This window comes from Niallia sp. 01092 (assembly GCF_052318935.1).
GTDB lineage: Bacteria > Bacillota > Bacilli > Bacillales > Cytobacillaceae > Niallia.
In genome coordinates this window covers 68,723-80,453 of the sequence record NZ_JBQRKO010000005.1, presented here as the reverse complement: position 1 = coordinate 80,453, position 11,731 = coordinate 68,723, and the positions used below count along the sequence as shown (strand labels likewise).

Genomic DNA, 11,731 nt, shown 5'->3' with positions numbered 1-11,731 from the left:
CAATATTGATATATAAATAATTTTACCCCTTTATTTTTTTTGAAATTTTTTTTAAAAAAATTGTATTTTTTACAATTAGTTCACTATTTTTTTACTTTAAAAGGCATAAAACACACTTTATTATCTCCCGTTATGTACGAAACCTTATATAATCCGTTTTCCTTCTTATATTTATTATCCTTGTATTTTAGGAATGATGATGATTCGAACTAAATTATAATACAATAACGACCGAATCGTATATTTACTTGTTATATTTTCTAACACACTTTTTATATCTCTCCATTTATAACTTGTTATCATGAATTAAAGGTAAATGAATGTTTAGGACGTTTTCTCCATCTTTAAAATAGGCTGTTTTCGTATAGATTGTTGCTTTTAAACTCGCAGCCTGAATACACTTCGTCCGTTTAGCGAGCGTCGAGCCTCCTCGTCGCATACGCTCCTGTGGGGTCTCGTCTTTCTCGCATTCCCACAGGAGTCTACGTGTATGCAGACTGCTAAGAAACGCTTTTCCAAATGTTTTTTTATGTAAAAAACAACAAACTTTGAGAAAACATCCTTTAATTAAATTGATTGATTAGGCAATTTAAACTTTTAAAATTAACCTACACATGTATTTATAAACATATTTTTATAATATTTAATAACAATCAGGAAATTTCTTCTATAATAATTATCATTCTTTCTCCTTTATAACCAGCATGAGTTTTCCCTTTCAACCTGATATCGAAGCAAGGAGTGTCTCACATCTCTTCTAATTAAAATGTTTTTTAAACATAACTCTTTAATATTTTATCTATTTAAGAATAAATATGAGAAAAAACCTTACATCGTTGCGCAAGATGATTATACATATAACTACATCATATTTTTGTGTTTTATGAAAATACTACCTAATGCATAATAATATTATTCAAAAATAGCAACCAACAATATAAATAAACAAATCCTAAATGTCAAATATTTCGTCAACACTAATCAATGCAGGGCGTTGGTTATTATTACCTTTTGTAAAAGTAATAGTAACTTTTTTACCTATTTGATTAGAGAATTTTTGAGAGGAACCATAAGATACTTCAAGCACCCATGTTACATGGTGTGCGATTATTTCAATGGAAGCAGAATCGACAACCCCCAAAATTGTTGCTTTTGTCGTGATAACATCACGAGCAGGAATTTCTAATTTTTGTCCAATTAAGATGCCATCGGATTTTAAATCACTTAACTCTCGAAGCTCTTTTACTGAAGCATTAAAACGCTTCGCTAAAGAATAAAGGGTATCACCAGGCTGTACTGTATATGTGTTAGCAGGTGTTTGCACCACTTTTTCTGCTTTTTTTGCAGGAATATATTTAGTGACAGGTTAAAAATTTCAACGCCTGTATTAACTGTTAATAAACGCCCCTCAATAAGTATTGTGCTTTGAAGGTTATTGTCCTTCATAAGTTTTTCAATCGATACTCCGTATTTACGAGATAAACTCCAAAGTGTATCTCCGTTTTGGATATAGTGAACAATTTCACCTTCTTCCATAGGTTCTCCAACAATAGGAAGATTACCCTTTTCATCTAGGAAAGGAACAATTATATCTTGACCTGCATATATTCGGTCAGATTCAAATCCATTTTTAGATTTCAACTGATCTACTGTTACTTTGTAATTTTTAGCAATACTATACAAAGTGTCACCACTTTCAATTGTATAATTTTCCACGCAGTCACAAGCTTCTACCATTTGCATATTCCCAAAAAAAGCCGTTGTTCCAATGCCTGTAGCTAAAACACCTGACGTAAATTTTTGATTACGTTTTTTGTCTTCAGCTGCTTTTTGTTCTTGAATACGCTGTTTCCTAGATTTGATTGTCATGATTAAATCCTCCATTTAATTGCGATATACCAAAATCACTTTATAAAAGGCTGTTTTTGTATAGATTGTTGCTTTTAAACTCGCAGCCTACATACCCTTCGCTTTCCGCGGGCGAGCGTCAAGCCTCCTCGTCGCATACGCTCCTGTGGGGTCTCGTCTTTCTCGCATTCCCACAGGAGTCTACGTGTATGCAGGCTGCTAAGTACTCTTCTCCAATTTTTTTATGTAAAAAACAACAAACATTGAGAAAAGAGCCATGTAAAAAGATCAACTTAAGAATAGAAAAAAGCATACATTTGAATCAGCCATAATTTTTCATTGCCTTTTTTTCCACAAATCGATAGTGTCCTTGTTTAAAATCTGCAACCGTGAATGATGCTAACTTTGTCTACCGTGTAACTTTTTATTTCATTAACTCAGGTGACTCTTTACTTGGTTTATTAGCATTTCCATTAAATTATTACCATTCTGATCGAATAACTTACATCTATTAACAAATGATCTGTAATTTGTGTCGGTATAGAAAAAGTCTGCACTCTGACTGATGAATGAAAAAAAGCAAAACAAGAAAATAAAAAAATCCCGATTAAATATATGTTGAATTAATTTTTTATCATTGTATAAAACTGCTCTGAACAAATTCTGAACACTTTTAGGTTTTCAATAAGAAATGCGCAGGCGCCTTGCTCAGCCCCGAAGAAAAATGTTCTCTTGACTCAAAAAGTGTTTTTTACTTTTAGAGGCAAGAGGTTATCTTTCACAGGGGCTAGGCGCCGGAGCTAGACACTAAACTAGGTTCGAAATTTTATGCTTTCTTATCTTTTAACAAAAAAGCTATGCCCTTTATTCCACTGCCATGAAATAAAGAGCATAGCTCACAAATCTATTTGCTGTACTAACAAGTTTAATTTATTTTAATGCATTACCTGATAAGACCCGATTGGTATTGACTAATTAATCAACAATGACCCCATCACTGATTTTAAGGCAAATTTATTTCTTCTTGAATTGCATGTAATTTCTCTATTTGTTTCTTTGCTCCTGCTGTATTTCCGGTTTTACTATATATCTCTATTAAACTGATATATGACTTCTCTTCTAATGGGTCTATTTTCTGAATAAGAAAACAAAGATTAATGACCTGCTCGTAACGATTCATTTCTATGTAAAAAGCAATGAGAGAAAAAGCAAATCTCATCCATATACTTTGCAGCCGGACTCTCTCACTCTCAGCCCATGCATAATAACTATCGTAAAAATAATCATTTTCGTACAGAGCTATAACCGATTCATATGCTGTTAATGTTTCGCTTGTTAATTCTGGCAATTGCCTTATCTTCTCTTCAAATATATCCATATCTAGCACGATATTTTTCATTTCTGAACGATAGCCATCCCCTACACGCACGATTTCAAAGGGGATAGCATAGGATTGAATCATTTTACGAATTTGATAAATCGTCGTGTGAAGATTCGTATGTGCTTTTTCCAATGAAACATCATTCCAAAACAGCTCAATTAACACATCTTTATGTATCGTTTGATTTCGGTTATGAATAAAATAACAAAATAATGCTTTTGCTTTTTTTGTACGCCACTTATTTAATAAAATAGGTGAATTTCCATGTTGCTTCGTTACCCTCAACTCTCCTAAACAATGAAGCATTTGCTTCTTTTCGCCTTGCTCGCGATGAACTGATAGACCTCCTGCAATTCGCTTCACTGTATTTTCAATTCTTTCAGGGGTAAATGGTTTAACAACATAATCAAGCGCCTCTATTTCAAATGCTTGAACAGCATAGTTCGTGTGTGCAGTAATAAAAATAATTTTAATACTTTTATGTATTCGCCGCATTTCTACCGCTAGATTCACACCACTTATTCCCGGCATTTCAATATCAACAAAAGCAACATCGACATGATTTGCTCGTATAAAGTTAAGTACATCTTCCCCATTTTCAAATGTTGAAATTTTTGTGAAACAATTAAACTCCGCTAACATTTTTTGTAATAAAAAAGTTGATAGTCGCTCATCATCAATGATAACCGCTTCCATCTGCCTCCTCCTTTCCTTATTATTTAAATAAGTTTTTGCTACCTATTTTTTTATTACTTTTCGGTAAAAATACTTGGTTAATCATCATCGTTATCGTTGTTCCTTTATTTAGTTCACTTTCAATCTGCAGTTCTGCCCCATAAAAATGTTGAAGCCGATAATTAATATTTTTTAACCCGACACTTCTATTACTCTCTTTTGCCATTACGGCTTTTAATTGTTCCTCGGACATTCCTACTCCATTATCTTCGACTTTGATCATATAACCATCCAGTTCTTTTCTTACGGTGAGCTTCACCCACCCACCTTCTGATTTCTTTTCAATGCCATGCTGAATCGCATTTTCAACAAGTGGCTGAATCATTAAAGGCGGCAAGGAAAAATCAAGATAAGGTTCCACATCTATCTCCACTTGAATTCTTTCTTGAAATCGAGTCTTTTCTATTTGTACGTAAGATGTGACGATGGACATTTCTCTTTCAAAAGACGTGAGGTTGGATGTATTGTAAAAATCAAAACTTCCCCTTAAATAACTGGCAAAGTGACCAATTGTTTCACGCGATTTTTCTACATCTATATAGCTTAAAGCCATTATAGAATTTAAAACATTATATAAAAAGTGCGGTTTTATTTGTGATTGCAAAAAAGCTGTTTCTAACTTAATCGCTTGGCTTGTGGCATCTTTCATCATAATTAAACTTTGTATCCTTGCTTCAAATTCCGAATAATTAAACGGCTTTTGCAGAACATCATTTGCACCGACTTGAAAAGCAAAATGTTTATCAGAATCAATAAGCGCTGCCGTCACTATCAACACCGGCAGCTCTATTAAGCTATACATTTCACGGATTTTCATACATACTTCATCACCTGTCATTCCTGGCATCATTAAATCTAAAATAACTAAATCAATATGTGGATTAGCTGCAATTTCTTGTAATGCCTCTTCTCCGTTCTTCACCGCAATTACGTTGTATGGAATAGATTCAATCATATCGATCAGAATCTTTAAATTTTCTATATTGTCATCGACGATAAGAATTGTTGGTGCATTTTTATCGACTAAACGATAAGGTGTATTTATCAAAATAGGAGGGCTTTTTGTTGCTGGCACTGCCTCGCTTGCTTGAAGCGAAATAATCGGTACATTCATTTCGGCGATTGGTAATGTAAAGTGAAAAGCAGATCCCTCTCCTACTACCGACTCTACCCATATTTCTCCTCCCTGCAACTCCACTAGTTGCTTCACAATGCTTAACCCTAATCCTGCACCGTCCTGTCCTTTTGATTCTTGTTGTTGAAAAGCATGAAAAATAGTTTCAAATTCTGATTGTGGAATGCCAATCCCTGTATCCTCTACTGTTATCTTCATTATGTCGTTCTCTTGCGCAGCTGAAATCGTAACGCTTCCTTGATCAGTATATTTAATGGCATTCTCTAATAGATTATTTACTATTTGTCTCAATCGATTTTCATCAACTAACACATTAGGTAAATTAGTTGGAACTTGATTGACGATTTGCAACTGTTTTTTCTCTGCCATCAAGGCAAGTATCGCAATTTCAACAGTAACAATTGGACGAACATCTGTTGGCATTGGATTGACTTGAAGCATCCCTTGTTTCATTTTAGATAAATCGAGTATATCTTTCACAAGATCGGCTAATCGAAAGGTTATTTGCGTAATCAGTGTAACTTTCTCTCGCTGCTTACTCGAAAGTATTTTCCCTTGATCTTTCAGTATCGTTTGACATATATTAATGATTCCGTTTAACGGTGTTTTAAATTCATGTGATGTTTTCGCAATGAACTCATCCTTCAATTGATCGATTTTTAGTAATTTCTTTGATAAGGACTCAATTTCAATAAAAGCATTCGAAAAATGTAGCGACATCAGTAAAGAAATCATTAGCAAAAATACGATAGATGTTAGCGAAAAAAAGGATAATATAGGAACAGAACCATATCCATTAATCGTCGTTGTAATGATATATATGCCCATAGACAATACACCAATGATGAGATACATACTCCCCTCCATTTTATTCATCACAGCTAATGTTAAAATATATGTTGCATAAATTAAAGCGGAGAGAGCCATGATAGAATGAGAAATGACCAAGTTTTTGGATACATGCCCAATCCATAATAAATCAAGTATTAATAGTAATCCCCCGAGGGTTACGAAAAGGATAACAATCCATTTTAACACTAACGATTTATAGGCAGAGAAAAGATAAAGAACAAATGTCACACTCGTCAGTACAGTAGAAAAGCCTTGAAGCCAAATCAGCACAAAATAAGACATATTAGGAAATATCATATAAATAACTCTATCTCCGGTGGCTGTGGATATATTGATTGCTAGCATAAGACAAAATACGGAAAAATATAATAAATGAATATCTCTTTTTCTTTGTCGATAATAACCAAAAAAGTATAATCCCATCATAAAAAAAGCCGTAATCATCAACCAATCATTCACAATAGAAAGATCTCTCAATCTCGATATTTGCTTCTGCTCTCCAAAATAGATCGGCTTCACGATTCCTGCGCTTGGTTTAAAATGAAAATTAGCAAACTGAACGATAATTTCATTTTTTCCTTTTTCTATTGGAAAATAGCTAACATACGGTTTATTTTGCGGCTCATAGCTTTTGTAATCTGATGGAACACCGCTGCTCCCAATCAACTTACCATTTACATAAATACTGTTTGACATATGAATAGAAGTTACTTTAATTCCAAAGATTTGGTCTTTTTCATTGGTGTGAATCACTAATCGATAAGTTCCTTTTTTTACCCCTGTTTCTTTATTTGTAAAACGAATGTTCATCAAATTACTTGGGGTCTTTATGTACATTGGTTTACTTCCTTGATATGCGTGAATTTCCTCTGGAGATAATAGTTTATTCTTATAAAATTCCCATTCTCCGTTTAATGGGACATTCCCACCGTATATAAAATCCCAATTTTCTAAGTTGATAACTCCATTATTCGCTATTGGCGCCTTCGTTTCAAATTTATTGTTTATAAATTCAATCAGAAAAAAAAGAACTGTATAGCAAACTAAAACGGCAAATATTGCAACTATTTTCTTCATTCATTTCACTCCTGGTAATCGATCAATATACAATAACTATTTTTATATTTTACCAGTTTATCACCAGGAGTTAACGACAATAATTTAACTTCAAAAAATAAATATAACAATTATTACATAATGAAAAGAGATAGCACCAGCTATCACTTCATTGTTATATATCCGTATTTCATATTCTTAGTTTGCGGGTGGATTTCCGCTGATAATTCTGTTTGCTTCATCATCTGTCAGCTCATAATTTAGGAAGTTTTTATAAAAATACTTTGTTTCTTTTACCATATCCAAATCCGCAAATTTGTCTGGATTTAATAGCTTTGCAGCCCACTGAATTTGCAGCGCTACTTCTGCACCGTAACGATCCCACAAAAATGCTCCATCAGGGTTTTGAAATACTTTCCCTTGTTTTACTGCATTTACTTTTGGCCAATCAGGATCTTTTTCAAAAGTTTGTTTCAAATTTTTAGCATTTGCACCTAAAATAATGACATCTGGATTCCATTGTAAGATTTGTTCCATAGTTACTTCTTTCATATTGCCATCAATGTCGGCAGCGGCATTTACTCCTCCAGCGGCATTGACCCAAGCATCAATAATCGTATTGCTTCCGTCTACAAGTATAAGCTTCCCATTATTAAAATGTAATACTTTTAACTTTTGATCTGATGGAATCTGAGAAGTAACATCCTTTACCATTTTAATTTTATCATCTAAATAGGCATTAAATTTCTCCGCCTTTTGTTCTGCATCTTTTCCCAAAATCTCTCCTGTTAATTGAAAGCAATTTTTCAATCCTGCAAAATCAGTAAAATTTAATTGTACAGTTGGGATTCCTAGGCTAGATATTTTTTCAGCGTTTTTATCCGTTGAGGATGTAAAAAAGATATCTGGACTTGTTGTTAGCATTTCCTCTATATTTGCTTCTGCATTTGCTTTAAAAACTGTTTTAGCATTGTTCAATTGAGGAGTTACTTTATATAACCAAGGGCGACTTTCCTTTGTATGAACAGTAGACACAATTTTATTTCCAGCCCCTAACATAGAAAGCACCTCATTATGTGCAGGCCAAGCATCCGCTATCTTTTCAATGTTTGTTGGCACTTCCACTTCTTTACCATTTGCATCTTTAATGGTGATTTTTTCAGGTTTATCTTCTTGAGGAGATTTTTGGCTAGTTGTAGAGCTTTGATTGCTGCAACCAGCCAATACGGCAATACTTATTAATATAAATACACTTTTTTTCAAATAATTCATCCATTTATTCAATTGTGAATACCCCCATTTTTTTAAAATGACTGTTTTCGTATAGATTGTTACTTTTAAACGCGCAGCCTGAATACACTTCGCTTTCCGTGGGCGAGCGCCAAGCCTCCTCGTCGCATACGCTCTACTTAAGTCTCGTCTTTCTCGCATTCCCACAGGAGTCTACGTGTATTCAGTCTGCTGAGTACTTCTTCTCTCATTATTTTACGTAAAAAACAACTAACTTTGAGAAAACAGCCTTTACAATTAATTTAACAATGGAACAACGGTTTTGATTGTTTCCTCTTCTTCTGTTTCCTTCATCATAATTCCCACATTGATTCCATACGCAGATTTTAAATTTTCTTCTGTTACAACATCATCTACTTTGCCAATAATAAATTCCCTGTTTTTCTGTAATAATGCAGCTTTTGTAGAACAAAGAAAAGCATGGTCAGGAAAATGGGTTGTCATAATGACAGCTAATCCTTGCTCAGAAAGCCGTTTAATTTGTTGAAGCACTCTGATTTGATTGCCAAAATCCAAATTTGATGTAGGCTCGTCCATGATAAGAATGCCTGGCTGCTGCGTTAAAGCTCTCGCAATAAGAACTAGTTGCCTTTCACCTCCGCTAATTTTCGAGTAGATCTTATTTCGCAAGAAGGAAATTTGCAATGCTTCTATCATTTCTTCCGCAATTTCTACATCAGATGAAGAAGGGGAGGAAAATGGACCTAGATGAGCAGTTCTCCCCATCGTCACTACATCAAGAACAGTGAACGGAAATGGGACATTATGAGCTTGAGGTACGTACCCTACCGCTTGAGCTAAGCGTTTTCTGGACCAATTCTTTATATTTTCACCATCTAATAAAATCTCTCCACTTTGTAATTTTAAAAATCCAAGAATTGTTTTAAAAAACGTCGTTTTCCCAACTCCATTCGGACCGAGCAAGCTCAATATTTCTCCTGATTTAATCTGTAAAGAAATATCTTTTATAACTGGATGCTTTCCATAACCACAAGCCGCTTTGTTAATTTCTAATATCATAATATCTTCTTCTTTCCATTTATCAGTATAAGAATAAAAAAAGGAGCACCTATGATGGATGTCACGATTCCAAGAGGTATTTCCATAGAAAATAAGCTTCGAGCGATATTATCAACCAGTAATAAAAAGGAACTTCCAATAAGCAGACAGGCTGGCAACAGCACTTTGTAATTAGGACCAACAATTAATCTTGTTAAATGAGGTATGATAAGTCCTATCCAGCCAATAATTCCACTAATGGAGACAGCAGCTGCAGTAATAAGTGTGGAGCAAGTAATGATAATGATTCGAATCAATGTTGTATTAATCCCCAGTGATTTTGCTTCCTCTTCTCCAAAAGAGAGTATGTTTAGTTTCCATCTCAAAAGCAATAAAGGAACAACCCCAATAAAAATGGGAATCGATACAAATAGCAGGTCTTTATTCGTAATCGATCCAAGCCCGCCCATTAGCCAAAATGTGACTGCTGGGAGTTTACTATAAGGATCCGCTACGTATTTAATAATCGAAATAAAAGATGAAAAAAGGGTAGAAACAACCATACCGGTAATGACTAGAATAAGCACTTCGTTTTCTTTGCTGTCAACAAAGTGACTAAGCAAATATGTTAGTGCCACTGCACCTAATCCAAATAGAAAAGATGATAATTGTATTCCTATCGTATGAAAGGAATACAAGATACCAATTGCAGCACCAAAACCAGCACCGGCAGATGCACCTAAAATATCCGGCGACACCATTGGATTTCTAAATAATCCTTGATAGGCCGATCCCGCCACTGCTAAAACAGCACCAACGATCATGGCTGCTACAATTCTTGGAAATCGGACATTAAATACTACTGTTTCAGTTATATCAGGCCAAGTCTGAGGAAGATGAAATAATTTAGCATAAAAAATATGAAGCAACTGATCTAATGGCACCGAATACCGCCCTACAATAAATGAACTAAAAAATACTATTATTGTTAATAATACAAGGATGCTCATAATAGTAAAATTGTTTCTGCTGCTGGATTTGTTCACTATATCACCTATTTTTTATTTTCAATATTCATCAATCTTACAGTAGTGTTGCATGTCATTTTTTTATCAGTTAATCACTTCTTCATATAGATGATATTTACTTTATACTGCTTTTAACTACATCCCACTCCTTCCTTCCAACATTTAATATATCCCCCCTTTAAAAGCATGAAAAAGATGATTTAATGATAAGTAATGATAACTGTATATGAATAATATGTATTTTATTCCAGAAGTGTCATTCCATCTAGATATTTGTCGGAAAATTCAAATAAATGTCATAATGACAACGCTTATATGATAAAATCTCATTATCATTGCTTGTTTTTTTAACATCATGTGTCTAAAATGATGTGATTTTTAAATTTGAAAAAAATAATGTTAGAATGATACAACAAAATCAACTTTTCAAGTTTTCTGTAAATAAAAAAAACACTCATGAACATTGATTTAACAACATTCATAAGTGCCTCTTTATTTTTCTTATCTTTACATTCCACTATTTTATGATTTGCTCTCCATCATAAGTGGCAATTGTTTTATATAAATCAGGGCGTCTGTCTCTAAAAATTCCCCACTCAATACGCTGAATTTCTAATTGATCCAAATCAAACTCCGCAACGATGACATCTTCGTTATCACGGCTTGATTCAACTACTTTGTTCCCTTGAGGGCCAGCGATAAAGGAGGAGCCGTAGAAAGTAATGCTAGAATCTTCATCTTCTTCAACCCCAATACGATTGGACGCAACAACCGGAACTAGATTAGCTGCAGCATGTCCAAGCATACAAGTTTGCCAGTGGTCTTTTGAATCGATGTCTCCATCCTGTGGTTCCGATCCAATTGCAGTAGGATAGAAAATGATTTCTGCTCCCATTAATGCCATGCATCTAGCTGCTTCAGGATACCACTGATCCCAGCATACCCCTATCCCAATTTTCCCATAACGTGTATTCCAAACTTTAAATCCAGTGTCCCCTGGGTTAAAGTAAAACTTTTCTTCATAACCAGGACCGTCTGGAATATGACTTTTGCGATATAATCCAAGCACCTCTCCAGTTGCATCAATAACAGCTAAAGAATTGTAGCGTGCATTATTTTTCTTTTCATAGAAGCTAATTGGCAACACTACTTGAAGCTCCTTAGCAATTTGTCGAAAATGATTGACAGCTTTATTTTGCTCTAATTCTGTTGCATACACATAATAATCCGCTTTTTCTTTTTGACAAAAATATGGTGTTTCAAAAAGTTCTTGAAGCAGGATGATTTGTGCTCCCTTCTCTGCTGCTTGTCTAACAAGGGACTCTGCTTTGCGAATATTTTCTTCTATATTATTGGAACAGCTCATTTGTGTCGCTGCTACTTTTACGTTTCTCATCATTTATCCCC

General features: G+C 34.3%; 8 protein-coding genes. All 8 read right to left on the bottom strand.

Annotated features, from left to right (window positions below; all coding sequences use genetic code 11):
• Nucleotides 1-952 precede the first annotated feature (952 nt).
• Entirely contained in the window at nt 953-1,324 is a 372-nt protein-coding gene (locus tag ACTXGU_RS06555; RefSeq protein ID WP_443480693.1) for a LysM peptidoglycan-binding domain-containing protein, read from the bottom strand.
• Entirely contained in the window at nt 1,267-1,869 is a 603-nt protein-coding gene (locus ACTXGU_RS06550; RefSeq protein WP_443480692.1) for a LysM peptidoglycan-binding domain-containing protein, read from the bottom strand. Before ACTXGU_RS06550 ends, ACTXGU_RS06555 begins: the two co-directional genes overlap by 58 nt.
• Nucleotides 1,870-2,851: 982 nt before the next feature.
• Nucleotides 2,852-3,925 carry a response regulator gene (locus tag ACTXGU_RS06545; protein WP_443480691.1) on the bottom strand — a complete coding sequence of 358 codons (1,074 nt, stop codon included), beginning with the start codon at nt 3,923-3,925 and terminating at the stop codon, nt 2,852-2,854.
• Nucleotides 3,926-3,944: 19 nt separating this feature from the next.
• Nucleotides 3,945-7,028 (bottom strand): hybrid sensor histidine kinase/response regulator, encoded by a 3,084-nt coding sequence (locus ACTXGU_RS06540; protein ID WP_443480690.1) that lies wholly within the window; start codon nt 7,026-7,028, stop codon nt 3,945-3,947.
• Nucleotides 7,029-7,205: 177 nt separating this feature from the next.
• Nucleotides 7,206-8,291, bottom strand: coding sequence for an ABC transporter substrate-binding protein (locus ACTXGU_RS06535; RefSeq protein ID WP_443480689.1), 1,086 nt, complete (start codon nt 8,289-8,291; stop codon nt 7,206-7,208).
• Between the two features lie 243 nt (nt 8,292-8,534).
• Entirely contained in the window at nt 8,535-9,317 is a 783-nt protein-coding gene (locus tag ACTXGU_RS06530; RefSeq protein WP_443480688.1) for an ABC transporter ATP-binding protein, read from the bottom strand.
• A complete protein-coding gene (locus ACTXGU_RS06525) occupies nt 9,314-10,342 on the bottom strand; it encodes a FecCD family ABC transporter permease (protein WP_443480687.1) in 1,029 nt (342 codons plus the stop codon). Before ACTXGU_RS06525 ends, ACTXGU_RS06530 begins: the two co-directional genes overlap by 4 nt.
• A 499-nt stretch (nt 10,343-10,841) precedes the next feature.
• A complete protein-coding gene (gene aguB / locus ACTXGU_RS06520) occupies nt 10,842-11,720 on the bottom strand; it encodes an N-carbamoylputrescine amidase (RefSeq protein WP_443480805.1) in 879 nt (292 codons plus the stop codon).
• Nucleotides 11,721-11,731: the final 11 nt, after the last annotated feature.

Excerpts from the sequence above, each read along its gene's own strand:
- ACTXGU_RS06550 (WP_443480692.1), bottom strand. The coding sequence starts at position 1,869 with ATGACAATCAAATCTAGGAAACAGCGTATTCAAGAACAAAAAGCAGCT.
- ACTXGU_RS06545 (WP_443480691.1), bottom strand. The coding sequence starts at position 3,925 with ATGGAAGCGGTTATCATTGATGATGAGCGACTATCAACTTTTTTATTA.
- ACTXGU_RS06540 (WP_443480690.1), bottom strand. The coding sequence starts at position 7,028 with ATGAAGAAAATAGTTGCAATATTTGCCGTTTTAGTTTGCTATACAGTT.
- ACTXGU_RS06530 (WP_443480688.1), bottom strand. The coding sequence starts at position 9,317 with ATGATATTAGAAATTAACAAAGCGGCTTGTGGTTATGGAAAGCATCCA.
- aguB (WP_443480805.1), bottom strand. The coding sequence starts at position 11,720 with ATGAGAAACGTAAAAGTAGCAGCGACACAAATGAGCTGTTCCAATAAT.